Raw genomic sequence first — 23732 nt, 5'->3', positions numbered from 1 at the left:
CCCGCGCGCCGTGAGCAGACATCGAACGAGAACGCTCGAGATTCACGGCAGAGGCCCCTGACCGGCGTTGACGCTGGTCAGGGGCCTCTTTTCGCACCTGGTGGCGGGTAGAGGATTCGAACCTCTGTAGCTTTCGCGACGGATTTACAGTCCGCTCCCATTGGCCGCTCGGGCAACCCGCCAAGGCGTACCACCGCACCGTGGCGCGGCGGCGGAAGCAAGGATAGCGGCTCCACCCGTTGCTGCCGCAACCGGGTACCGTCAGGGAGTCGTACCCCTGGGCAACCAGGGCCAAAGGATCACAAATCAGCCGGACAGCAGGAGCATGAGTATGGCAGCGAACCCGTCGTTCGACATCGTGAGCAAGGTCGATCGCCAGGAGGTCGACAACGCCCTCCGGCAGGCGGAGAAGGAACTCGGGACGCGATTCGACTTTCGGGGCACGGGCGCGGCGGTCTCCTGGTCCGGCGAGGAGGCGATCAGCCTCCAGGCGGAGACCGAGGAGCGGGTCCGGGCCGCGTTGGACGTGTTCAAGGAGAAGCTGGTCAAGCGGAACATCTCGCTGAAGTCGCTGGACGCGGGCGACCCGCGCCCCTCGGGCAAGATCTTCAAGATCGACGCCAAGGTGATCCAGGGTATCGACCAGGACAAGGCGAAGGCGATCAGCAAGAAGATCCGCGACGAGGGCCCCAAGGGCGTCCAGGCCCAGATCCAGGGCGACCAGCTGCGCGTCACCGGCAAGAAGCGGGACGACCTCCAGGCGGTCATCGCGCTGCTCAAGGCCGAGGACTTCGGCGTGGCCCTCCAGTTCACCAACTACCGCTGAGCCGGCCGGCGTCGCCGGTCCCGCAAGTGGTTCAGTCGTCGGACCTGTGTCGCAGCCAGACGTACGACACGGGTTGGCCCTGGTTCCACTCGTCCGCCTGGTCCGGCGGCACCAGGTCGAAGCCGGCGGCGGTGTAGCACCGCAGCGCCTGGGTGTTGTCGGGGTACAACCGCATCAGCACCGCCGGATGGTGCTCCCGGGCCAGGGTGGCGAGCAGGGTGACCATCCGGCGGCCCAGGCCCCGGCCACGGTGTGCCGGGGCCACGATGAGGCGGGCCAGTTCCACCTCGGCCTCGTCATCGTCGAGCCACAACTCGCCGTACCCGACAGGTTCCCCGGCGACGAGGGCGAGGTACGCGCGCACGTCGGGCTCGGTGCCCCAACGGATGACGTCCTCCGACGTCACCCGGTCCAGTGAGCACCAGCGGCGGCTCTCCTGCGGAGAGGTCGCCCAGCTTGCCACGACTGTCGGGTGGGTCGGGCCCGGCACGGTCAGTTCCATGCTCGCCTCCTCAGCGCGCTGAGGCTACCGCCCGCCGTCGGCGGAAGAAACTTGCCGGCGTACCCCGGTGTGGTTTCGGGGTCAGGCCGTGGCGGGCTGCTCGGCGCGGACGGCGGTGGCCTCCGCGCGGGCGATGGGGCCGCCGGGCAGCGCGGCGACCGCCGCCCCGACGGCAACCGCCGCACCGGCGAACAGGAAGGCCCAGGGCACGCCGCCGGCGTTGTCGATGATCAGGCCGGAGACCGCGCCGCCGACCGCGCTCGCGCCGACCGACATGGTCACCACCCAGGTGTACGCCTCGTTCAGCATGCCGCTCGGCGAGATCCGCCCGACCAGGGTGTTCTCCAGGGTGAGCGCGGGAGCGATGGCGGCTCCGCCGAGCAGCAGCGCGGCACCCAGCGCGCCCGGCGTGGGCATCACGGCGAAGACGGCGAAGCTGCCGGCGAGCCCGGCGAGCAGCCAGGCGAACAGGCGTGTCATGTTGCGTGCCGGCCGGCGGACGCCGAACCAGAACCCGCCGATCGCGCTGCCGATCCCCCAGACGGCCAACAGCAGGCCAGCGAGGCTGTCCGGGTCGTCCGGGCTGTAGCGGCTGGCGAAGGCCGGAACTGTCACCCCGGCCGATCCGAAGGCGATGCCGATGCTGGCCACGCAGAGCAGCAGGGCCGGAAAGCCGCCGACCCGAAGCGGACCGAGACCACGGGCATGGTGTTCCCGGGCGTGCGGGCGCCAGCCGCGCATGGCCTGGCCGAGCGCTACCGACAGGGTGCCGACCAGGGTCACCACCGCAGCACCGATAAGTGCCGTACCGGCGTCGGCGAACAGCACGAATCCGGCCACCAGCAGCGGGCCGAGCACAAAGACGATCTCGAACAGGGTGGTCTCGGCGGCGAGCGCGGTGTTGCGGAGGTGGTACCGGCCGGAGTCGAAGTTGGTCAGGTCGTTCCAGGCACCCCGGATCGCGGCGGTCATCGGCGGGTACGTCCCACCGGCCACCGCCGAGGCGAGCAGCACCAGCGCGAACGGAACGTCGTCGGCGCGGGCTGCCCAGAGTAGCCCGCCCAGGGCCAGCGGATGGGCGATCGCGGTGCCGACAAGCACCGGGGTGGGACCGATCCGGTCGGCGATCCGGCCGGCCACCGGGCTCAGGGCCGCGCCGCAGAGTGCGTAGCAGCCACCGGCCACGGCCGCCAGCGAGTAGCGCCCGGTCACCCCCTCGACGACGAGCAGCAGCGCCAGCGGCGTCATGCCGATCCCGAGGCGTCCGATGATGCCGGTGATCAGCAGGGTGGGCGCGCCCGGGATCTGCCAGACAGCCAGATATCGGCGCAGCCCAGCCACAGCGGACCTCCACGAATGTAATGAGCGAGACTCGGTTAGACCCTAACGCCCCGCGCCCGACAGGCGATCCGGTCCGGACCTGTGGCGGCGCTCACCCACCGCCCGCAGCCCGCCTCCCGGCCCCGGAAGCCGCAGCCCTGCCGGCGAGCCGGACGACGAGGCCGAGTGCCCTGCCCTCGCGCGACTGCGCCCGGCTCTCGGGGTGCCGCAATCTGCCCGCTCGGGCCACCTTCGAGCGGCCGACATACCGCAACTCGCGCTGCCCCGACCCGGCGAGACGGAGCCGCCCGCGCCGGGCGGACCGGGCGCAGGCGGCGAAGGTGTCGATCGGGCAGAGGCGGTAGGGCGGCGAAAAAGCCCGACCGGCACCGGGCCAGACGGCCGGTGCCGGTCGGGTACCGCAACAGGTGGTCGACGCTGACCCCCGGCGGGTCAGCGCTGGTGACGCACCGGGCCCAGCTGGGTCGCCAGTTGCTCAAGCCGGGCGACCCGCTGCTCCATCGGCGGGTGGGTGGCGAAGAGCGCGGCCACCCCGCCGCCCCGGAACGGGTTGGCGATCATCAGGTGCGCGGTGCTGGTGAGTTGGCCCTCGGCCGGCAACGGCCGACGCTGGGCACCCATGTGGATCTTCCGCAGGGCGCTGGCCAGCGCCAGCGGGTCCCGGGTGAGTTCGGCACCCGACGCGTCCGCCTGGAACTCGCGGCTGCGGCTGATCGACAGTTGGATGACTGTCGCGGCGATCGGCCCCAGGATGATGGTGAGCAGCAGGACCAGCGGGTTCGGGCCGTCATCGTCGCTGTTGCCGCCCAGCGGGATGAACAAAGCGAGGTTCGCCAGCATGGTGATGATGCCGGCCAGGCCGGCCGCCACGCTGGAGATGAGGATGTCCCGGTTGTAGACGTGCGACAGCTCGTGACCGATAACGCCCCGCAACTCACGGTAGTCGAGCAGCTCGACGATCCCCTGGGTGACGCAGACGGCCGCGTTCTGCGGGTTGCGTCCGGTGGCGAACGCGTTGGGCTGGGCGGTCGGGCTCAGGTAGAGCCGGGGCATGGGCTGCCGCGCCTCGGCGGCCAACTCCCGAACCATCTGGTACAGCTCGGGGAACTGGGCCTCGCTCACCGGTTGTGCCCGCATCGAGCGGAGTGCCAGCTTGTCGGAGTAGAAGTACGTGACGCCGTTCATCACCAGCGACACGAGTACGGCGATGACCAAACCGCCACTGCCGCCGAACCAGTAACCCACCGCCAGGATCAGCGAGGTGAGCAGGCCGAGCAGCGCGGCGGTCTTCAGACGGTTGTGGTGCACGATCACTCCTTCGGTGCACGGATGCCGGGATCCGCTGACCGGTACAACACACAGGTACCCGCCAACCATCCGTCTCATGACTGAGAGTTACCTGAGCAACGTCACCTGCGGGAATGGGCGCGTTGACAGCTCAGGTTCACCTTCCGGCGAGATCGAGCACGACCTGCGGCGCGAAGCCGACGGCCAGGGCCACCACCGTCGCCACCGCCAGCGCCACGGCAACCGCGCGCGCGGGCCGGACGGCGGGGGCCGTGACCTCCCCAACCGGGGCGTAGAGCAGTGCGGCGGCGCGCAGGTAGTAGGCCAGGCCGATGACCGCGTTGACCGCCACCACCAGGGCGAGCCAGCCCGCGCCACCGCCGAGCAGCGACCGGACCACAGTCACCTTGGCGAAGAGCCCGGCCAGGCCGGGTGGCAGGCCGGCGAGGCCGATAAGCGCGAACGCCAGCCCGGCACCGACCCACGGGTGCCGGCGGGCCGCACCGCGCAGGTCGTCGAGGCTGCCACCGTCCGCGCCGGCCGGGCGCAGCGCCACCACACCGGCGAAGGCGGCCAGTTCCAGCAGCACGAAGAAGACGGCGTACGCCAGGGCGGCGGCGTACGCGGCGGTGCGGGTGTCCGCGTCGGCGGTCAGGGCCAGCGCGCCGAGCGGGGCGAGGATGTAGCCCGCCTGGGCCACCGAGGACCAGGCGAGCAGCCGTACGGTGCGCCGCTGGCGCAGTGCCACCAGGTTGCCAACGGTCATGGTCAGCGCGGCGACCACCGCCAGCACCGGGCCGGTCACCTCCGACGGCAGCGCGTGCCGCACCACCGCCAGCAGGGCGATCACCCCGCCCAGCTTCGACGCGGTGGACAGGTACGCGGCGACCGGCAGCGGTGCCCCGTCGTAGGTTGCCGGTGCCCAGGCGTGGAACGGCACCGCAGCCACCTTGAACGCCAGTCCCGCCACCACGAGCGTCACCGCGACAGTGGTCAACGGCAGGTCGAGCAGCGCCTCGTCGGCGAGGAGGGTGCCCAGCCGTTCCAGGTGCAGCCCGCCGGTCACCGCGTAGAGCAGCGCGGCACCGAGCAGGGTCAGTGTGGTGGCCACCACGCTGACCACGAAGAAGGTCACCGCCGCCTCGGCACTGGCCAGGCTGCCCCGGCGCAGCCCGACCAGGACGTACAGCGGCAGGGTGAGCACCTCCACCGCCACGATCAGGGTGATCAGGTCGCCGGCCGCGCCGAGCACCACGCCACCTGTCATCGAGCAGGCGAGCAGGAAGCAGTACTCCCCCACCGGGGTGTTCCCGGCCCGCAGCAGCGGCCCGGACAACGCCAGCACCCCGAGCACGAGCAGCGCCACAAGCGCGGCGACCAGGGCGGCCCGGCCGCCGAAGACGTACGAACAGTCGGGGCCGACGCAGAACGTGCGTCGTTCGGCTCCCGAACCGACCACCGCCGCGCCGACCGCGGTGGCGACCGCCCCGGCGGCCGCCGTGACCACGGTTGCCACCGGTCGGGCGACCAGCAGGTCCACCAGCAGCACCAGCACCGCCGTCCCGGCGGCCAGGTACGCCGGCAGCAGCGCCACATGGTCGACGGCCTGCACCAGACTCGGCTCGCTCATCGCGCCACCTCGCTACGCTCGGCGCCGCGACGAGGCACCACCACACTGAGCCAAATCATTCGCTCGCTGCGCTCGCTCATCGCAGCACTCCCACCAGGGCCTCGACCGGGGCTTCGGCGACGCCGAGGACGAGCGTCGGGGCCAGCCCGACGGCCAGCGCGAACAGCACCAGCGGCACCCAGGCGACCAGTTCGGCCCCGGCCAGGCCGGGACCGAGCGCGGCGACCACCGGGGTGGGTTCGCCGTGGGTCACCCGCCGCAGCAGCCGCAGCAGGTACGCGGCCGTCAGCGCCCCGCCGGTCGCGGCCAGCACCGCAAGCGTGGTCCACAACACCCCACCGGACTCGACGGCGGCGACCACGGCGAACGCCTCGCCCCAGAAGCCGGCCAGCCCGGGCAGCCCCAGCGAGGCGACGGCCGCGAACGCGAGCAGCCCGGACAGGCGCGGGGCGGTCTCCCGCAGCCCGGACAACTCGCTCAGCTCGCCGGTGTGGGCTCGATCCTTGATCGCCCCGGCCAGGAAGAACAGCAGACCCGTGATGATGCCGTGGGCGACGTTGCCGATCAGCGCCGCCTGGATGCCGGTGGCGGTGAGCGTGGCGACCCCGAGCAGGACGAAGCCCATGTGTCCGACGCTGGAGTAGGCGATCAACCGTTTCAGCTCGGTCTGGGCCAGGCAGACCAGGGAGCCGACCAGGATGGCGGCGACGGCGAGCACACCGAGCACGGGTGCCGCCCACCGGGCACCCTCGGGGGCCACGCCGACGGCGACCCGGATCAGACCGTACGTACCCATCTTGAGCAGCACCCCGGCGAGCAGCACGCTGCCGACCGTGGGTGCCTGGGTGTGGGCGTCGGGCAGCCACGAGTGCAGCGGCCACAGCGGACTCTTCACCGCGAAGGCCAGCGCGAGCAGGGTGAAGGCGACGAGCTGGGTGGTGCGGGACAGTTCGGTGCCGCCGGTGAGCGCCACGATGTCGGCGGTGCCGGCGGCGGCCACCACGACGTACACCCCGACCAGCAGCAGCACCGAACCGAAAAGGGTGTAGAGGGCGAACTTGCGCCCCGCCCGCCGCCGCGCGTCGTGCGACGCCGGGTCGGTGCCGTCGCCTCCCCAACCGACGATGATCGCGTACATCGGCAGCAGGACGACCTCGAAGAAGAGGAAGAACAGCACCAGGTCGAGGGCGAGGAAGGTGCCGAGGATGCCGACCTCGACGACCAGCAGCAGCGCCACCAGGGCCCGGCCGTCGCCACCGCCCGGCACCCGCCAGAGGGTGTAGCCGCAGCACAGCAGGGTGAGCAGGGCGGTGAGGACCACCAGCGGCCAGGAGATGCCGTCCACGCCCAGGTGGAAACGCAGGTCCAGCCCGGGCACCCAGGGCCTGTCGACGGTGTGCCAGGGACGCACCGCACCTGCGGCATCCGGCGGTGCGTACGCCGACCAACCGGCCGCCCGCCCGCCGACCAGCGCCACCGCCGCGACGAGGGTCAGCGCGGCGGCCACGGTACCCACGATCCGGGCCGCCCGGTCGCGTGGGGTGACCGCCACCGCCAGCGCGCCGAGCGCCGGCACCGCGAGCACCGCCACCAGCAGGAACTCCCCGACGCTCATGCCCACCCTCCGCTGTGCTGCGGGTCGGCATCAGGCACCCAGACGCTGAGTTGATGATTCGCTCGCTGGCGCTCGCTCATGCCGTCGCTCCGATCAAAGCTGCGGCCAGGCCGATCAGCAGCGCGCCGGCCAGCACCGCGGCGACGGCCCGGGGCAACGCCGCCCGGTGCAGGACGCCCAGGCCGCCGCCGAGGGCACGGGTGGCCCGTCCGGTGCCGGTGACCGCACCGTCCACCACCCGTTCGTCGGTGGTACGCGCCATCCGCGCCACCGCGATCGTCGGTCGTACGACAAGGGTGTGCTGCACGTCGTCGAGCCGGAACGCGCGGGCGAAGACCGGCCGCAGCGGGCCGAGCGCCGCCGCCGGATCGGCACCGGCACCCCGTCGCCAGCCGGCCCCCGCCAGTCCGGCGCCGAGCACGAGCAGTGCCAGCGGCAGCAGCACCGTCGGGGTGAGGTGGATCAGCCCGTCCGGCGGCAGCAGATCCGACACGGCGTCGGACCCGACTGGCGGAGTGGGTTGCAGTTGCCGGGAGAACCAGCCCGGGAAGCCGGCCAGGCCGAGCAGCGCCGCCGGTACGGCCAGCGCCAGCACCGGCCAGCGGAGCACGGCCGGCGGGTCGTGCGGTGGCCGGGCCAGCGGGGTGCGGGGCGTACCGAAGAAGGTGCGCAGCAGCAGCCGGGTGGCGTACCAGGCGGTGACGGCCACACCAACCAGCCCGGCGAGCCAGACCAGCCAGCCCAGCCAGGCCGGTGCGGGGCCGTCGCCGTGCAGCGCGGCCTCCTCGGCGGCGGCGAGCACCCCTTCCTTGCTCCAGAAGCCGGACAGTGGCGGTACGCCGGCCAGCGCGCCGAGCCCGATCAGCGTGCACCAGAAGGTCACAGGCATGCTGTGTCGCAGCCCACCCATCCGGGACATCAGCGTGGTGCCCACGGCGTGGATCACCGCACCGGCGGCGAGGAACAGCAGCGCCTTGAACGCCGCGTGGGTGAGCAGGTGGAACAGCGCCGCCGGTGGGGAGCCGACGGCGAGTGCCCCGGTCATGTAGCCGATCTGCGAGACCGTCGACCAGGCGAGCACCCGCTTGATGTCGTCCTGCGCGGTGGCCGCCAGCGCGCCCAGCAGGAGGGTCACCGAGGCCATCACGCCGAGCACGATCAACGCGGTCGGGGTGGCCTCGAAGAGCGGCCACAGCCGGGTGACCGCGTACACGCCGGCGGCGACCATCGTCGCGGCGTGGATCAACGCGGAGATCGGGGTCGGTCCGGCCATCGCGTCGGGCAGCCAGGTGTGCAGCGGGAACTGGGCGCTCTTGCCGGCCACCCCGGCGAGCAGCAGCAGGCAGGCCGCGGTGAGCGTGGCGGTGCCGTGGTCGTGGGCGAGCACGTCGCCGATCCGGAAGCTGCCCGCCGAGACGCCGAGCAGGGCGATGCCGAGCAGGAAGCCGACGTCGCCGACCCGGGTCACCAGGAACGCCTTCATCGCGGCGGCCGGTGCCTCCGGCAGTCGCCGGTCGTGGGCGATGAGCAGGTACGAGCAGAGCCCCATCACCTCCCAGCCGACAAGCAGCAGGATCAGGTCCCCGGAGACCACCACCAGCAGCATCGCGGCGGTGAAGAGACTGACCTGCGCCGCGTACGGCGGATAGCGGTGATCGGGCTCGTCGGGCGGCCCCTGCCGGAGGTAGCCGGTCGAGTAGATCTGCACGGCCAGGGCGACAGCGGTGACCGCGACGGCGACCAGGGCGGCGGCACCGTCGAGGCGTACCCCGAGGGTGACGGTGAGCCCGCCCAACTCGATCCAGGTGGTCGAGGACTCGGCCGGGCCGTCCAGGGTGGCGAGCAGGGCCACCGCCAGGGCGAGAGCGCCGGCCGCGCCGGTCACCCCGAGGGCCGCGGCGGTGCGGCGGGCGGTCGACTCGCCGAGGGTCGAACCAGCTGGCGACGGTGGCAGCAGCAGCCCGGCCAGGCCGGCGAGCAGCGGTACGGCCGGCAGCAACGCAGCAAACGTCGTGGCGCTCACCGCTGTCCCTCCGGTGCGCTTCCGGCAGCCGGGGACGCCCCGCCACCCGTGGTGGCCGGTACCGGTCCCCCGGCGTGGGGTTCGGCTTCCCCGGCTTGCCGTTCGGCCAGGGGAATCTCGTCGACGGCGACGCTGGCCCGCATCCGGTAGAGCTGGAGGACGATCGCCAACCCGACCCCGATCTCGGCGGCGGCCAGCACGATGACGAAGAGCGCGAAGACCTGGCCGCCGTGCGGCAGCACCGCCCGGGCCGTGGTGTCGGCGGTGACCAGAATCAGGTTCACCGCGTTGAGCATCAACTCGACGGCCATCAGCACCAGCACCGCGTTGCGCCGCCGCAGCACGCCGTACACGCCGAGACCGAACAGCAGCGCGGCGGTGACGTACGGGATGACAGGTCTCACCGCGACCGCCCCCGATCACCCGTCGCCTCGTCCCTGGTGGCGCCGATGTCGGGACGGGACAGCACGATGGCGCCCACGAGCGCCGAGAGCAGCAGCACCGACAGCACCTCGAAGGGCAGCACCCAGTTGCTGAAGACCTGCTCACCGATGCGCTCGGCGTTCCCCGCCTCGGGCAGGTCCACTGTCGTCCAGCGGTACGCGTCGACGAGCAACGCCGCCAGTCCGAGCCCGGCACCACCGCCGATGAGCGCTGCCGGCCAGCCGGGGCGGTCCAGGTCGTCGGAGGCGCCGATCGGCGCGCGGGTCAGCATCACGGCGAACAGCAGCAGCACCACCACCGCGCCGACGTAGATCAGCACCTGCACCCAGGCGACCAGTTCGGCGGCGAGCACCAGGTACATGCCGGCCACCGCGCCGAGGCAGACCACCAGGTAGAGCCCCGCACGGACCAGGTGCCGGGTGCCCACCACAAGCGCCGCCGAGCCGACCGCCACCGCGCCGAGGGCGAGCAGCAGCACGTCCACGCCGGTCACGCGGACGTACCTTCGTCGTCGGCGGGGGGTGACGCGGGCCGGCGCTCGGGGCGTACCGCCGGTGTGGTCGGGCGGGCAGCGGGTGCGCCGGGGACGGCGGCCTTGCGCGCGGCGGCGGTCTCCTCCTTGGCCGGCTCACCGTTCGGGTCGTGGGCCGGGGGTGGCGGCACCGTGGCCATCCACTCGCCCAGGTGGTCCTTGTCGTGCAGCAGGTCCTTGATGTCGTACTCGGCGTACTCGAACTCCGGCGACCAGTAGAGCGCGTCGAAGGGGCAGACCTCGATGCAGATGCCGCAGTACATGCAGAGGGAGAAGTCGATGTCGAACCGGTCGAGCACGTTGCGCTGCCGAGCCCGGGCGGCCCCCGGCACCGCCACCTCCTCCTTGTGCGAGTCGATGTAGATGCACCAGTCCGGACACTCGCGGGCGCAGAGCATGCAGACCGTGCAGTTCTCCTCCAGCAGCGCGATCACCCCACGCGAGCGGGGCGGCAGCTCAGGGGCGACGTCCGGGTACTGCTGGGTGGTGGAGCGTTTCGTCATCGTCTTCAACGTGACGGCGAGCCCCTTGACCAGGCCGCTGCCGGGCAGACCGGTCGCCTCGCTTCGCTCGCGCTCGCTCATGCCGAACATCCTGCCCTGTGGCCACCGCGCGCGCGACCACCACCCGGGGGTTGCCGACAGTACGGTGGCCACGGGGAGAACGACGCACCGGAAAGGACCCGTCAATGACCGCCGCGCTGCACGACGACAACCCGGCGCCGGGCGAGTGAACGACGGACGCCCTCGACCGCCTGCCCGACGACGGCCGCCGCCCCGGCCACCGGGCCGGTCGGAGGAAGATCCGCCATGATGGGGATGAGGACGAGTCGGGCACACCCTGGGGGCGACATGGGCGAGGACGGCAAGGGCACCGGCGGCAGGTACGTCGAGCCGGGTGAGTTCAAGCGGGACCAGAACTACATCACCACCCGGATCACCGCCGACGGACGGGACGGCTATCCGGTCGAGCCGGGGCGCTACCGGTTGGTGGTCAGCCGCGCCTGCCCGTGGGCGAACCGTCTGATCATCGTGCGCCGGCTGCTCGGCCTGGAGGACGCCATCTCGATGGGCGTCGCCGGTCCGACGCACGACGCCCGGAGCTGGACCTTCGATCTCGACCCGGACGGGCGGGACCCGGTGCTCGGCATCGAGCGCATCCAGGACGCCTACTTCGCCCGCTACCCGGACTACCCCCGGGGCATCACCGTGCCGGCCCTCGTCGACATACCCACCGGGCAGGTGGTGACGAACGACTACGCCCAGATGAGCCTGGACCTGTCCACCGAGTGGACCGCGCACCACCGCCCCGGGGCGCCGCAGCTCTATCCGGAACACCTGCGGGCCGAGATCGACGAGGTGAACGCGGTGGTTTTCGCCGACGTCAACAACGGCGTCTACAGGTGCGGCTTCGCCGGCAGTCAGGACGCGTACGAGCGGGCGTACCGGCGGCTGTTCGACCGGCTCGACTGGCTCAGTGAGCGACTGGCCGGGCAGCGTTACCTGGTCGGCGACACGATCACCGAGGCCGACGTGCGCCTGTTCACCACACTTGTCCGCTTCGACCCGGTGTACCACGGCCACTTCAAGTGCAACCGGCAGAAGCTCAGCGAGATGCCGGTGCTGTGGGCGTACGCCCGGGACCTGTTCACCACCCCCGGCTTCGGTGACACCATCGACTTCGACCACATCAAGCGGCACTACTACGAGGTGCACCGGGACATCAACCCGACGGGCGTGGTGCCCCTCGGCCCCGACCTGTCGAACTGGCTCACCCCACACGACCGCGAGGCACTCGGCGGCCACCCCTTCGGCACCGGCACCCCGCCCTCACCCCCACCCCCACCGAACGCGTCAACCCCACCCACACCCCCTCCCCACCCCCTAGCCCCCGCCCGCCCACGCCCCGTTGATCATGAAGTTGTTGTCACGACACGCCGAACAGGGCGGCAACAACTTCATGATCAACGGGGAGAGAGGGGGGTGGGGGGCGCGGAGAGGGGGTGGGGTTAGAGGGTTAGGCGGATGGCGGCGGTTAGGACTAGTTGGGCGAGGGCGGCGGGGACCAGGACGAGCCAGCAGAGGCGTTGGAGCTGGTCCTCGCGGAGGCGTGGGTAGGAGACCCGGAGCCAGATGATCACGAAGCTGACGGCGGCTACCTTCAGCAGGGTCCAGAGCCAGCCGAGCTGCGCGTCGGCGAACGGGCCCTGCCAGCCGCCGAGGAACAGCACCGTGGTGAGCGCGGCGATCACCACGATGCCCACGTACTCGGCAAGCAGCAGGAACGCGAAGCGCAGGCCGGTGTACTCGGTCAGATAGCCGAAGACCAGCTCCGAGTCGGCAACCGGCATGTCGAAGGGCGGTCGGCGGATCTCCGCCAGGCCGGCCACGAAGAAGATCACCATCGCCGGCGCCTGCCAGAGCAGCCACCACGGCTGCCACGCCTCGACGATGCCGGAGAGGCTGAGCGTCCCGGCGGCCATCGCCACCGACGCGGCAGCCAGCACCAGCGGCAGCTCGTAGCCGAGCAGCTGGGCCGCGCCGCGCAGCCCGCCGAGCAGGCTGTACTTGTTGGCCGACGCCCAGGCCGACATGAGCACGGCCAGCACGCCCACACCGACCACCGCGAGCACGAAGAAGAGCCCGACGTCGAGTGGCTGCCCGACCAGGTCGTTCGGGCCGAGCGGGATCACCAGCAGGGCCAGCAGGTACGGCACCAGCGCCACCGCCGGAGCCAGCCGGAACACCTGCCGGTCGGCGGCGCGCGGGGTGACGTCCTCCTTCTGGACGAACTTCACCCCGTCGGCGATCAACTGCGCCCAGCCGTGGAACCCACCCGCGTACATCGGGCCGAGTCGGCCCTGCATGTGCGCCATCACCTTGTGCTCTGCCTGCCCGACTAGCAGCGGCAGGACGAGGAAGGCGGCGAGCACCCCGCCGATCCGGATGACAAGCTCCAGCCAGAGCGGCATCAGGCCCTACCTCCATCGTCCGGCGCCGGACCATCCTCAGGCACCGGACCGCCGGCCGGTGCCGGACCGTCGGGAACGTCCGGTGCCGGACCGCCGGGGCCGGGCCGAGGCGCCGCCGACTCCCCGGCGGAGCCGGCAGCCCCGGGGGTACGCGGCCCGCGGGCACCCGGTGCCGGACGGGCCGGGCGCTCCCGGGCGGGGCGGGCCGGGGTGCCGCCGCGCGGCCCCTCCCCCACCCCACCGGCACCGGCCGGGGTCGGCACGACTCCCCACTCGCCCGGCGCGGGCACGCCCGGTGGCCGGATCGGGCGGCGTCCACCGCCGGCCTCCGACTCACCCGGTTCCTTCGCACCTGGCCAGGGCTTCGCCACCCGCGAGGCCAGTACGAAATCCTTGCGCAGCGGACGCCCCTCGAACTCCGGTGGCAGCAGCAGCGGACGCAGGTCGGCGTGCCCGGCGAAGTCGATGCCGAACATCTCGTGGGTCTCCCGCTCGTGCCAGGCGGCACCCGGATAGACCGCCACCACGGAGTCGACTGTGGGTGTCTCGCGGGGCACCCGGGCGCGCAGCAGCACACCGTGCCGGTGCGGGGTGGACCAGAGGTGGGCCACCACGTCGAAGCCGTCGGCCAGCTCGTCCACCGCCGACAGCCAGTCGAAGTAGTCGCAGGCCAGCTCGGCGTCGTCGCGGGCGGCCAGCAACGCGTCCCGCCAGGCGTGCGGGGGTACGTCGACGGTGGCCCGGGAATGGACCTGACCGCCGGAGACCGTCGCGGTGGCCTCGACGGGCGCGAGCAGCGCGACGAGCCGCTGGCCGACCTCTTCCGGTGTCATGCCGCTGATCCTAGGCCCTGGGGCCGGAGTCCTCGGTCGCGCCGAGGCGGAGCCAGGCGACGGCCGGCAGGGGTGGAACTGGTCGGGCGCCTGAGTGACGGTGCACGCGGGCGGGTGATTCTTGCGGGCTTCGCCGACTCCGGCCGTCGAAGGCCAGCAGGATGGACCCGTGCGCGCTGTGACCGTCATCCCCGGAGTGCCCGGCTCGCTGCGGCTGCTCGACGACTACCCGGAACCGGCCCTCGAAGAGGGACCGATCCTGGTGGAGGCGGTGTCGGTGGGCGTCTGCGGAACCGACATCGAGATCATCGAAGGGCAGTACGGCGAGGCACCGCCCGACACCGACCACCTGGTGCTCGGTCACGAGTCACTGGGCCGGGTGCTTGAGGATCCCACCGGCACCCGGCAACCCGGCGACCTGGTGGCGGGGATAGTCCGGCACCCCGATCCGATGCCCTGCCCGAACTGCGCGGTGGGCGAGTGGGACATGTGCCGCAACGGCCTGTTCACCGAGCACGGCATCAAGGCGCTGCCGGGCTTCGCCCGCGAGCGGTGGCGGTTGCAACCCCGCTTCGCCGTGGGACTCGACCCCTCGCTGATCGAGGTGGGCATGCTGCTCGAACCGACGAGTGTGATGGTCAAGGCATGGGACCACGTCGACCGGATCGGTCTGCGGGCCGAGTGGCAGCCCCGTACCGCGCTGATCACCGGCGCCGGACCGATCGGCCTGCTCGCCGCGCTGCTGGCCAGCCAGCGAGGTCTCTCCGTGCACGTGCTCGACCTGGCCACCGAGGGGCCGAAGCCGGCGCTCGCCGGCGCGCTCGGGGCGACGTACCACTCCGGACCGCTCGATCAGCTCGACCTCGAACCGGACGTCATCATCGAGTGCACAGGCGCGCCGGTGGTCGTGCTGGAGGCGATGTGCAAGGTCGGCCCCAACGGGATCGTCTGCCTGGCCGGGGTGTCCAGCGGCGGCCGGACCATCGACTTCGACGCGGGCGCGCTCAACCGCACCCTCGTCCTGGAGAACAACGTCGTCTTCGGCTCGGTCAACGCCAATCGGCGGCACTGGGAGGGCGCCGCCGAGGCGCTGTCCAAGGCCGACCCGGCCTGGCTCGCGTCGCTGATCACCCGCCGGGTGCCGCTGGCCGGGTACGCCAGCGCCTACTCCCCCGGACCGCAGGACATCAAGGTCGTCCTCGACTTCGCCGCCTGAACGGCCGCCCGGACCCCGGTCAGATGCCCGGCAGCCGGCCGTTGCGGAACAGGTCGACGAAGAGCTGGTGATCCTGCCGGGCACGTACGCCGTACGTGTGGGCGAAGTCGACAAGGTGCCCGACGAAGCCGGCGGTGTCCGCGTCGACGGCGGCCACGATGGCCTCCTCGGTCGAATAGTCGACCAGGTCGTGGCTGGACTCGTCGTCGGCCACCGAGTGCATCCGGGCGACCGCCCGCCCCAGATCGGCGAGCACCCCGGCCAGGTCCTCCGGCTCGTTGACGTCCGCCCAGTCGAGGTCTGCCGCGTACGGGGACACCTCGGCGACGAGTTGGCCGACGCCGTCGAGTTCGGTGAAACCCACCCACGGGTCGGCGTGTGCCTGCAGGGCCCGTTGGGACTCGGCGGTGCGGTGTCCCTGGTGCCGGAAGTAGCCGCGAACCCGTTCGTCGTCGATGTACCGCGCCACCGCCGGCACCTGAGCCTGCTTCATGTAGATCAGGACGTCGTTCTCCAGCGCCTGGGTGTGCCCCTCCAGCAGGAGGTTGTACGACGGCAGTCCGGCCGAGCCGATGCCCACGCCCTTGCGCAGCACCACGTCCTTGATCTGTGTGGCGAGCGGCCGGGCCTCGGCCGTGGCGGCCGGCAGCGTCTCCAGGTACGCCTCGAACGCCGCGCACACCCGCGCCCGCACCTCACCGTCGATCTCGTACACCCCGTCGCCGAGGGAGAAGCGCCGCTCGTAGTTGTCGATTGTGGTCTGCCCGCGCAGCAGGTCGACCCGGGTGTTCAGGCGGGCCTGCTGGAGCACCCGGCGCAGCACCCCGTCGGCGTTGTCCAGGGTGATCGAGCCGATGGCGTCGTCCCCACCGGCGGCGATGGCCCGCAGTTCGACCAGGTACGCGTTGGCGAAGCAGGTGACCAGGTCGCTGATGACCCGGTCGGAGAGCGCCTTGGTGTAGCCGATCAACGCCACGCTGGCGACGAACCGCCGCAGGTCCCAGGTGAACGGCCCGACGTACGCCTCGTCGAAGTCGTTGACGTTGAAGACGAGCTGGCCGGAGCCGTTCATGTAGGTGCCGAAGTTCTCCGCGTGCAGGTCGCCGTGGATCCACACCCGGCTGGTCTGCGCGTCCAGGAAACGGTCGTCGGCGAAGTCGCCACGCTGGTCGGCGTAGAAGAGGCTGGCACTGCCCCGGTAGAAGGCGAACGGCGAGGCGGCCATCTTGCGGAACTTGCGCCGGAAGGCGGCCGGGTCGAGCGCCATCAGGGTGCCGAACTCCTCGGTCAGCACCTCGATGATGAAGGCGGAACGCTCCTCCGCGACGTCGGTCATGATCCGTACGCTAGCGAAGCCTCACCACCCTGGCGGCCAACCGAGCGAACGGTCTCCGCCGACGACCGGACCACCGCCCGGACACGGCCGGACACCCGGGTCAGGTGTTCGGTGGGCGTACCGGCGGCGCGGTCAGGGAGGCGACCGAGCGGGTCGGCGCGCCGTCGCGGGGTGGGGCGTCGACGGGCGCGGCGAGCGGGTCGGTGCGGGGCACCCCGCCGATGCCGGACTGCTCGGCGGCGATCTTCTCCTGCAGGCGGAGGATGCCGTGCAGCAGCGCCTCCGGCCGAGGCGGGCAGCCGGGCACGTAGACGTCGACCGGGATGAGCTGGTCGACACCCTTGGTCACCGAGTACGAGTCCCAGTACGGACCACCGCAGTTGGAGCAGGCACCGAACGAGATCACGTATTTCGGCTCGGGCATCTGGTCGTAGAGCCGCTTGATCGCCGGGGCCATCTTGTCGGTGACGGTGCCGGAGACCACCATCAGGTCGGCCTGCCGGGGCCCGTGCGCGAACGGGATCACGCCGAGTCGCATGAAGTCGTGCCGGGACATGCTTGTCGCGATGAACTCGATGGCGCAGCAGGCCAGGCCGAAGTTGAAGACCCAGAGCGAGTAGCGCCGACCCCAGTTGAGCACGAACCGGATCGGCTCACCGAGCACCGCAGGCAGCTGCACGACCGCTCCCCCTCCCGTCCCCGACAGTCAACCACAGCGTCTGATGCCGGAAACCCGGGCCGGCGGGGGATCGCGCGCTCTGCACCTCGGGGCGACATCGGCCCGCCTGTCTCCGACCGGACAGTGGATGTCAGCCATGGCGCGACAACCCGCGCAACCCGAGCTGACATCTGGGCGTGTGATCGATGTGACCGCGCCGGCGGCATGCTCACGGGGAGGACCAGATGACGGTGACCAGGGAGCCGCAGCTCGACGATCCGCCGCCGGAGGGGGCAGCGAGGCACCCGGACGGACCGACGACGGTCGACTTCGATGGTCTTTACCACGCACATTTCCGATCGCTGACCATCCAGCTCACTGCCTACTGCGGTGATCTGGCCCAAGCACAGGACATGGTGCAGGAGGCGTTCTGCCGGGCGTTCGCGCGCTGGTCCCGGGTGTCGCGGTACGAGGACCCGGTGGCGTGGGTCCGCCGGGTGGCGTGGAACCTGACCACGAGCCGCTGGCGGCGGACGCGGACGGCTCAGGCATGGCTGCACCGGCAGCGTGAGGAATACGTGCCGGGGCCGGGACCGGATCGCGTCGCATTGACCGCGGCGCTGGCCGGCCTACCCGCCAACCAGCGCCGCGCGGTGGTGCTGCACTACCTGGCCGATCTCAGCGTCGCGCAGATCGCGGTTCAGGAGGATGTACCGGAGGGCACCGTCAAGTCCTGGCTGCACCGAGGGCGGGCCGCGCTGGCTGCGCAACTCACCCCCACGAATGAGGTGAACCACCATGACTGAGCCCGACGACATCATGGTCGGCGGCGAGTTCGCCAAGTTCCGCGCGGCGTACGCCCCGGTGGTGCATCCGGCCGGGACGGCCGCGGTTCGGCGGACCGTCCGCCGACGCCGCCAGCGGACAGTGGTGGTCACTGCGACGGCCGTGATACTTGCCGTGGCGATTCCGGTGGGCGCGAACGCCGCCCTGGACTGGCGGCCCGACCCGTCTCCGGCTCCCGCCCAGACCATCGCCCCGAGCCCGTCCGAGAGCACGTCGCCGCCGGCAACGACACCGACGTCGTCGGCGTCGCCGAGCACGGTCAGCCCGAGCCGGGCCGTGCCGGACGGGCGGATCAGCCGGTCCGAACTCCTGGGCGCTCAAGTCGACCTACCGGCGTGGGCGCCTGGCTCGACCTGCACGGCGGGGCCGACCCGGATCGCCACCGAGCACCTGGACGAGGACGACGTGCTGTTGGACGGCCTCGTCCACGGCGACGTGGACGGCGACGGCGCGGTCGAGACGGTCGCCCTGCTCCGCTGCCAACTCTTCCAGCAGGGCCCGTCCCAGGTGGTGGCGCTCGACCGGGATGCCCACGGCCGGATCGTCGTCCTCGGCCAGGTAGCCCGATCTGCCAAGACGGCCCCCCAGTGGTTGCTGGACACGCAGGTCACCGACCGGGGCACGGTCCGGGTGGAGATGGCCGACCGCGCGCCCACTCCTGATTGGTCGCTGGACTGGTCGCAGCGCCAGTGGCGCGACTACCGGTGGTCCGGAACGCGCTTCACCCAGGTGGACGGGCCGACCTCGTTCGGCCCGAACCCGCACCTGGTCGATCTGACGGTCACCGCCGGCAACGCGACGTGGAGCGCGCCGGACGCGGACGGCGCGCGTACCGGGACGATCGCCGTAACAGTGCGGAACCTCAGCGCGGTCCCGGCCGGCCTGGTCAAACTGCACCTGCGCATGCAGGTGGGCACGGTCGCGGACGGTGGCGACTGGTCGACCTGCCGGGACGGGGCACCGCCGAAGGGACCGATCATCTGCCGGTTCGGCCCGCTGGGCCCCGGCGCGGAACGGACCTTCCGGTTCGGGCTTCGTAACACGAACCACGCCAGCGGCACCGGCATCGCCGAGGTGACGCCGGTCGGCAGCGACGCCGACCCGCTCATGGACCCGAACCAGGACAACGACGAGGATCGCTACGCGTACGGCTGCATCGCTGTCGGGCTTCCGGCAGAAGAGTCCGCAACCGGATCGACGCCCGTCGCGTGCCACTGATGACACCGCGCGGACGAGCCGCGCGGTGACGGGGACCACGGGAGGACCTTCCAGATGAGGACACGTACCGGACGTCGGCTGGCCGGCATCCTGCTCGGCACCGGCGCGATGTTGCTGCCGCTCGCCGCACCGGCCACCGCCGCGCCCAACACCGGCAGCCCCACCGCCGACATCTCGGTGGGTCGGCTGGTGCTCGAACCGACCGGCCGCGGCTACCACGGCAGCCTGCCGGTCACGGTGACCAACAACGGCCCGGACGCCACCTACTTCAGCGTCCATGTCGTCGAGCCGGTCGCCGGTTCGCTGGGCAGGCTCGACCCGGAGGAGGCGTGCGGCTTCGGCGCGCCGAAGGACAACCGGCGGACGGCCACCTGCTCGGTGCCCGGCGGCGACATCGAGCCGGGCGAGAGCCGGTCGTTCTCGATCACCTTCGACGTCCTCACCCCGACCCGGGACGTCGCGATGATCGCGAAGGGCGGGCGCATCTCGGTAAACGTCGGCGACGGCCGGGACGAGGTCGCCGACCGGGCCAGCTTCGCCGCCCGCTTCCGCTCCACCTCGGGCTCGCTGCGCCACCCGGTGCCCTACGTCCAGGACACCCAGGCCCGCGCCGACATCACCACGGCCGGGTCGGTGACGCTGACCCGACAGGCCGACGGCAGCTACCAGGGCCGGCTGCCGGTGACCGTGGGGTGGGCCGGCGACACCGCGCACGAGTACCTGTTCGCCGAGGCGACCGGCCTGCCGGCGGGCGTGGTGATCTGGGGCACCGACCCGCAGGACGCGCCGAGCTCCTTCACCAACTTCGTCGTGCCGGGCGACCGCTTCATGACCGGCGAGAAGCGGAGCTTCGACGTCCTGCTGCGCGCCGGGCCGGAGACCGTCCCGGGCGACCTCGGCAACGTCTCGTTGCAGCTCAGCACCCAGTGGTACGGCAACTCCGTGGCCGACGCCGACCCAACCGACAACACCGCCTCGTTCACCGTCCGGGTGACCGACGCGGCCTGACCGCACCCTCGTCCGGCCGGTGCCCACGGGCACCGGCCGAACGTCGTCGGTCACCAGACCGGGCGCTGGAGCAGCCCGACGAACTCCACCAGCAGCCGCTCCCGCACCGCCGCCGGGGCGGCGTCGAGCAGCGTGTTGACCACCGCCATCCGGTCCGGAGCACCAGCGCCACCGCCCAGGCCGAGCCCTTCGGCCAGCCCCGCCACCAGCTCCGGCGTGAGCGCCTCCGGGGTGAGGCTGCCGGCCATCGCCAGCAGGTCGGACGGCAGCTCGACCGGCCCGGCGGCGCGGGCCGCGGCGACCGCGTCGGCCAGCGCCGGACCGAACTCGACCACCCGCGCCGCCACCGCGGCAGTCACCGTGAGGTGCACGCTGGCCGGCAGGTCGGCGTACCGGAGCTGTGGTTGAGTGTGCCAACCCCGCGCGGTCAGCTCGTCCACCAGCAGGAAAAGGTCGAGCGTGGGATCGTCGGCGGTGAAACAGACCACTGTCGACTCCGGCTCGGCGACCAGCCGCAGCCCGTCGGTGTCGCGTACCGCGTCGGCGAGCGTACGCACCGCCGCCCAGGTTCGGCGGGTCAGCTCCAGGTAGCCGTCGTCGCCGAGGTGCCGCAGGGTGGCGTACGCGGCGGCGATCGGCCCGCCGGAGCGGGTGGAGGAGATCACCGGGTTGATCATCGTGTAGCCGGGCCAGTCGGCGTACGCGAAGTACTGTGGGGCGCGCAGTTGCGGATCGCGGTGCAGCAGCACCGACACGCCCTTCGGCGCGTACGCGTACTTGTGCAGGTCCACCGAGATCGAGGTGACACCGGGCACGGCGAGGTCGAACGGGGGCACCGGCGCGCCGAGGCGCCGCAGGTACGGCAGGGTCCAGCCACCGAAGCAGGCGTCCACGTGACAGCGGACCCCGGCGGCGGCGGCCACCTCGGCGATCTGCTCGACCGGGTCCACGACGCCGTGCGCGTACGAGGGTGCGGAGCAGGCCACAAGCACCGTCTCCGGTCGGATGGCGGCGGCCACATCGGCGGCTGCCGGCCGCAGGGTGGTCGGGTCGACAGGCACCGTGTCGAGCGCCATCCGCAGGTAGTGGGCCGCCTTGGCGAACGCGGCATGGGCGCTGGCCGGTACCACGATCCGGGGTGCCGCGATGTCCGGCCGGGCGTCCCGGGCGGTCTTGACGGCCAGGATGAGCGACTCGGTGCCGCCGCTTGTGACGCTGCCGACGACGTCCGGCGCGCTCGTGCCCGGCCCGCCGCCGAGCAGCCGCGCCGCCGCCGCGACAAGCATGTTCTCCATGGCGAGCAGGGACGGGAAGGCGGTCGGGTCGAGCCCGTTGACGTGGGCGCTCTCCGCGTACGCGGCGGCGGCGAGCGCGTCCAGCCCGGGCACCGCCGGGTCGTAGACGTACGCGAACAGCCGCCCGCCGTGGGTCGGCCGGTCCATCGCCCGCAGCTCGCGGATCTCCGCCAGCACCTGCTCCGCCGGCACGCCCTCGTTCGGCAGCGCGGCCCTGCTCTCGTCGATCATGGAGTTGTGGTGCCCTTTCCGTGGTCTGCTGCGGATTTTGTTCCTGCGACAACTGCATGATCGGTGGCCGGGGGCGGGGTGGAGGTGGAGAGGCGGGCGGGGGTGAGGTCGTAGGGGCGGAGCAGGAGGGTGGCCAGGCCGATCAGGAGGGCGGGAAGGACCGTGAAGCCGAGCAAGACGCCGAGGCGGGCGGTGTCGGACTGGGTGGCGGCGGTGCCGGTGCTGGAGGAGACGTAGCCGGTGAGGGCGAGCACCAGCCCGTAGATGCCGGGGCCGAGGGCCAGTCCGAAGGTCTCGCCGGCCGTCCACACTCCGGTGAAGACGCCGGCCTGTCGACGCCCGGTACGCGCGGTGTCGTAGGCGATGCAGTCCGGGAGCATGGCCAGCGCGAACACCTGCTGCCCGGCGTACCCGACGCCGAGCATCGCGACGAGCAGGTAGACCACGGCGGCCGGCAGGACCGGTGCGGCGACCAACGCCAGCCCTCCAGCCGACAGGATCAACGACGCCGCCACCAGGGCGGCGAGCTTGCCCACCCGGGCACCCACCCGGGACCAGAGCGGCATCACCACGAGCGCCGGCCCGACGAAGCAGGCGAACAGCACTGTCGGACCTGTCGCCGAGTCCCGCAGCACGTGGTCGGCGAAGTACTGGACTCCGGCGAGGATGGTGGCCACTCCGGCGGACTGCACCACGAAGCAGAGCAGCAGTGCCCGGAAGGGTCGGTTGCGGGCCGCGACGGTGAGTTGGGCGCGCAGGCTCGGCTCGCTCTCGCCGACCGCGCCCTGCGGGGCGGACCGGGTGCCGAGGAAAGCACCGACCGCGCCGAGCGCGATCAGGGCGGCCACGAAGACACCCATCCACCGGTGCCCGGGGACTCCTCCGCCGGCCGCGTCGCGCACCAGCGGGGCCACCGCACCGGCGACCAGGATGGCCAGTGCCAGCACCGCGATCCGCCAGGTCATCATCCGGGTACGTTCGGCGTAGTCGCTTGTCAGCTCGGCCGGCATCGCCACGTACGGCACCTGGAAGAAGGCGAACGCCGTAGCGGTGGCCAGGAAGGCGACGGCGACGTACGCCCCGGACGCCGGACCGGCACCGAACGGCGCGGCGAAGATGGCCCCGAAGAGTACGGCCAGCGCCAGCCCAGCGAAGAGCAGGTACGGGCGGCGGGCACCCCACCGCGACCGGGTGCGGTCGGAGATCCGCCCGGCGACCGGGTTGACAAGCACGTCCCATGCCTTCGGCAGCAGCACCAGCAGGGCGGCCACGCCGGCGGCCACACCTAGTGTGTCGGTGAGATACGGCAACAGCAGCAGGCCCGGCACGGTGCCGAAGGCCCCCGTCGCCAGCGAGCCGAGCGCGTAGCCGGCATGCACACCGCGCGGCAGCGCGCCGGCGGCGGCATCCGGGGGCGTGCCCGACGGGACGGCGGCGGTGGTGGTGGCTGCCGGGCCGGAGGCGGGCGCGGGCAGGCCGGGTGCGGGCGGTGGGCCGGAGCCACCCGGCGGCGCGGTCATGGGGCCGAATATTACTCACGTTATGGCAGAGGTCACATCCCCTGCCCGGGCGACCACGCGGCCGACCGCATGTCCACTCCGGTACCGCGCAACGGTGTCCCCTCGGCGAGCCAACGCGCCCGTGCCTCGCGGGCCAACCGGGGTGGCAGCCCACCGGCCGCGTTCACCACCCGGTGCCACGGCGCCCCACCGCCGTGGCGCGCCATGATCGCCCCGACCAACCGTGCCGACGCCCGTCCGGAGCGCTCGGCCAACGCGTCGGCCAACGCCCCGTACGACATCACCCGGCCGGGCGGGATCCGGTCGACAAGTTCCAGCACCGCCTCGACGTACTCGTCAGGTGTCACAAGCGGCCAGACTATGGGAACGGCGGCGGGCCTCGCCGCGACGACAGCGCAGA

Annotated in this window: 21 protein-coding genes, 1 tRNA gene and 2 pseudogenes; 6 read left to right on the top strand and 18 right to left on the bottom strand. The window is 72.2% G+C overall.

Annotated elements, in window-relative coordinates:
* Positions 1-98 precede the first annotated feature (98 nt).
* A tRNA-Tyr gene (locus CLT74_RS25280) sits at positions 99-182 on the bottom strand.
* Positions 183-331: 149 nt separating this feature from the next.
* Here CLT74_RS25280 and CLT74_RS25275 point away from each other — a divergent pair.
* On the top strand, positions 332-826 hold the full coding sequence (locus CLT74_RS25275) for a YajQ family cyclic di-GMP-binding protein (RefSeq protein ID WP_099849560.1): 495 nt from the start codon (positions 332-334) through the stop codon (positions 824-826).
* A 31-nt stretch (positions 827-857) separates the two neighbouring features.
* Here CLT74_RS25275 and CLT74_RS25270 read toward each other — a convergent pair whose 3' ends face one another.
* The 10 genes from CLT74_RS25270 to CLT74_RS31560 form a co-directional block, all read right to left on the bottom strand.
* Positions 858-1328, bottom strand: coding sequence for a GNAT family N-acetyltransferase (locus CLT74_RS25270; protein WP_099849558.1), 471 nt, complete (start codon positions 1326-1328; stop codon positions 858-860).
* Positions 1329-1409: 81 nt separating this feature from the next.
* Positions 1410-2669 carry an MFS transporter gene (locus CLT74_RS25265; RefSeq protein ID WP_099849556.1) on the bottom strand — a complete coding sequence of 420 codons (1260 nt, stop codon included), beginning with the start codon at positions 2667-2669 and terminating at the stop codon, positions 1410-1412.
* Between the two features lie 432 nt (positions 2670-3101).
* Positions 3102-3977: a zinc metalloprotease HtpX gene (htpX, locus tag CLT74_RS25260; RefSeq protein ID WP_099852886.1), complete on the bottom strand. Its 876-nt coding sequence runs from the start codon at positions 3975-3977 to the stop codon at positions 3102-3104.
* Between the two features lie 136 nt (positions 3978-4113).
* The gene (locus CLT74_RS25255; RefSeq protein WP_099849554.1) at positions 4114-5586 is read right to left on the bottom strand and encodes a proton-conducting transporter transmembrane domain-containing protein; all 1473 of its coding nucleotides are present in this window, start codon (positions 5584-5586) and stop codon (positions 4114-4116) included.
* A 76-nt stretch (positions 5587-5662) separates the two neighbouring features.
* Positions 5663-7201 (bottom strand): NADH-quinone oxidoreductase subunit M, encoded by a 1539-nt coding sequence (locus tag CLT74_RS25250; protein ID WP_099849552.1) that lies wholly within the window; start codon positions 7199-7201, stop codon positions 5663-5665.
* A 76-nt stretch (positions 7202-7277) separates the two neighbouring features.
* Positions 7278-9224, bottom strand: coding sequence for an NADH-quinone oxidoreductase subunit L (locus CLT74_RS25245; RefSeq protein WP_099849550.1), 1947 nt, complete (start codon positions 9222-9224; stop codon positions 7278-7280).
* A complete protein-coding gene (gene nuoK / locus CLT74_RS25240) occupies positions 9221-9628 on the bottom strand; it encodes an NADH-quinone oxidoreductase subunit NuoK (protein ID WP_099849548.1) in 408 nt (135 codons plus the stop codon). Before nuoK ends, CLT74_RS25245 begins: the two co-directional genes overlap by 4 nt.
* Positions 9625-10161, bottom strand: a complete 537-nt coding sequence (locus CLT74_RS25235) for an NADH-quinone oxidoreductase subunit J (protein WP_099849545.1) — start codon at positions 10159-10161, stop codon at positions 9625-9627. The genes nuoK and CLT74_RS25235 overlap by 4 nt, the downstream gene beginning before the upstream one ends.
* Positions 10158-10793, bottom strand: coding sequence for a 4Fe-4S binding protein (locus CLT74_RS25230; RefSeq protein ID WP_099849543.1), 636 nt, complete (start codon positions 10791-10793; stop codon positions 10158-10160). The genes CLT74_RS25235 and CLT74_RS25230 overlap by 4 nt, the downstream gene beginning before the upstream one ends.
* Positions 10794-10885: 92 nt before the next feature.
* Positions 10886-11011, bottom strand: a complete 126-nt coding sequence (locus tag CLT74_RS31560) for a hypothetical protein (RefSeq protein WP_486582571.1) — start codon at positions 11009-11011, stop codon at positions 10886-10888.
* A 7-nt stretch (positions 11012-11018) separates the two neighbouring features.
* Here CLT74_RS31560 and CLT74_RS25225 point away from each other — a divergent pair.
* A pseudogene (locus CLT74_RS25225) lies at positions 11019-12112 on the top strand (glutathione S-transferase family protein).
* Between the two features lie 96 nt (positions 12113-12208).
* Here the strand turns inward: CLT74_RS25225 and CLT74_RS25220 are convergent.
* Both CLT74_RS25220 and CLT74_RS25215 read right to left on the bottom strand, forming a co-directional pair.
* On the bottom strand, positions 12209-13171 hold the full coding sequence (locus CLT74_RS25220) for a complex I subunit 1 family protein (protein WP_099849536.1): 963 nt from the start codon (positions 13169-13171) through the stop codon (positions 12209-12211).
* A gap of 236 nt (positions 13172-13407) precedes the next feature.
* Positions 13408-14004 (bottom strand): annotated as a pseudogene (locus CLT74_RS25215) (NADH-quinone oxidoreductase subunit C); the annotation flags it as partial.
* Between the two features lie 169 nt (positions 14005-14173).
* Between CLT74_RS25215 and CLT74_RS25210 the strand changes: the two are divergent.
* Positions 14174-15220: a glucose 1-dehydrogenase gene (locus CLT74_RS25210; RefSeq protein ID WP_099849531.1), complete on the top strand. Its 1047-nt coding sequence runs from the start codon at positions 14174-14176 to the stop codon at positions 15218-15220.
* Positions 15221-15239: 19 nt separating this feature from the next.
* Here CLT74_RS25210 and CLT74_RS25205 read toward each other — a convergent pair whose 3' ends face one another.
* Positions 15240-16556, bottom strand: a complete 1317-nt coding sequence (locus CLT74_RS25205; protein ID WP_099849528.1) for a DUF2252 domain-containing protein — start codon at positions 16554-16556, stop codon at positions 15240-15242.
* Between the two features lie 100 nt (positions 16557-16656).
* Positions 16657-17235, bottom strand: a complete 579-nt coding sequence (locus CLT74_RS25200) for a NuoB/complex I 20 kDa subunit family protein (protein WP_099849525.1) — start codon at positions 17233-17235, stop codon at positions 16657-16659.
* A 224-nt stretch (positions 17236-17459) separates the two neighbouring features.
* On the opposite strand from CLT74_RS25200, the gene CLT74_RS25195 reads away from it, so the two are divergent.
* Genes CLT74_RS25195 through CLT74_RS25185 form a run of 3 tightly spaced genes read left to right on the top strand, consistent with a single transcriptional unit; the run spans position 17460 to position 20286 of the window.
* Entirely contained in the window at positions 17460-18020 is a 561-nt protein-coding gene (locus CLT74_RS25195; RefSeq protein ID WP_099849523.1) for a SigE family RNA polymerase sigma factor, read from the top strand.
* Positions 18013-19278 (top strand): hypothetical protein, encoded by a 1266-nt coding sequence (locus CLT74_RS25190; protein WP_099849521.1) that lies wholly within the window; start codon positions 18013-18015, stop codon positions 19276-19278. The genes CLT74_RS25195 and CLT74_RS25190 overlap by 8 nt, the downstream gene beginning before the upstream one ends.
* A gap of 54 nt (positions 19279-19332) precedes the next feature.
* A complete protein-coding gene (locus tag CLT74_RS25185; RefSeq protein ID WP_099849519.1) occupies positions 19333-20286 on the top strand; it encodes a hypothetical protein in 954 nt (317 codons plus the stop codon).
* A gap of 50 nt (positions 20287-20336) precedes the next feature.
* Here CLT74_RS25185 and CLT74_RS25180 read toward each other — a convergent pair whose 3' ends face one another.
* The 3 genes from CLT74_RS25180 to CLT74_RS25170 are packed head-to-tail and all read right to left on the bottom strand — an operon-like array spanning position 20337 to position 23679.
* On the bottom strand, positions 20337-21812 hold the full coding sequence (locus tag CLT74_RS25180) for an aminotransferase class V-fold PLP-dependent enzyme (protein WP_099849517.1): 1476 nt from the start codon (positions 21810-21812) through the stop codon (positions 20337-20339).
* Positions 21809-23332, bottom strand: coding sequence for an MFS transporter (locus CLT74_RS25175; protein WP_099849515.1), 1524 nt, complete (start codon positions 23330-23332; stop codon positions 21809-21811). Before CLT74_RS25175 ends, CLT74_RS25180 begins: the two co-directional genes overlap by 4 nt.
* A gap of 32 nt (positions 23333-23364) precedes the next feature.
* Positions 23365-23679 (bottom strand): MGMT family protein, encoded by a 315-nt coding sequence (locus tag CLT74_RS25170; protein WP_099849512.1) that lies wholly within the window; start codon positions 23677-23679, stop codon positions 23365-23367.
* Positions 23680-23732: the final 53 nt, after the last annotated feature.

Source organism: Verrucosispora sp. CNZ293 (assembly GCF_002754655.1).
The sequence above is the reverse complement of the archived record's forward strand: the minus strand, read 5'-3'. Positions and strand labels throughout refer to the sequence as shown.

Excerpts from the sequence above, each read along its gene's own strand:
- CLT74_RS25185 (WP_099849519.1), top strand. The coding sequence starts at position 19,333 with ATGAGGACACGTACCGGACGTCGGCTGGCCGGCATCCTGCTCGGCACC.
- CLT74_RS25205 (WP_099849528.1), bottom strand. The coding sequence starts at position 16,556 with ATGACCGACGTCGCGGAGGAGCGTTCCGCCTTCATCATCGAGGTGCTG.
- CLT74_RS25250 (WP_099849552.1), bottom strand. The coding sequence starts at position 7,201 with ATGAGCGTCGGGGAGTTCCTGCTGGTGGCGGTGCTCGCGGTGCCGGCG.
- CLT74_RS25180 (WP_099849517.1), bottom strand. The coding sequence starts at position 21,812 with ATGATCGACGAGAGCAGGGCCGCGCTGCCGAACGAGGGCGTGCCGGCG.
- CLT74_RS25230 (WP_099849543.1), bottom strand. The coding sequence starts at position 10,793 with ATGTTCGGCATGAGCGAGCGCGAGCGAAGCGAGGCGACCGGTCTGCCC.
- CLT74_RS25190 (WP_099849521.1), top strand. The coding sequence starts at position 18,013 with ATGACTGAGCCCGACGACATCATGGTCGGCGGCGAGTTCGCCAAGTTC.
- CLT74_RS25175 (WP_099849515.1), bottom strand. The coding sequence starts at position 23,332 with ATGACCGCGCCGCCGGGTGGCTCCGGCCCACCGCCCGCACCCGGCCTG.
- CLT74_RS25275 (WP_099849560.1), top strand. The coding sequence starts at position 332 with ATGGCAGCGAACCCGTCGTTCGACATCGTGAGCAAGGTCGATCGCCAG.
- CLT74_RS25220 (WP_099849536.1), bottom strand. The coding sequence starts at position 13,171 with ATGCCGCTCTGGCTGGAGCTTGTCATCCGGATCGGCGGGGTGCTCGCC.
- CLT74_RS25195 (WP_099849523.1), top strand. The coding sequence starts at position 17,460 with ATGACGGTGACCAGGGAGCCGCAGCTCGACGATCCGCCGCCGGAGGGG.
- CLT74_RS31560 (WP_486582571.1), bottom strand. The coding sequence starts at position 11,011 with ATGGCGGATCTTCCTCCGACCGGCCCGGTGGCCGGGGCGGCGGCCGTC.
- CLT74_RS25255 (WP_099849554.1), bottom strand. The coding sequence starts at position 5,586 with ATGAGCGAGCCGAGTCTGGTGCAGGCCGTCGACCATGTGGCGCTGCTG.
- CLT74_RS25270 (WP_099849558.1), bottom strand. The coding sequence starts at position 1,328 with ATGGAACTGACCGTGCCGGGCCCGACCCACCCGACAGTCGTGGCAAGC.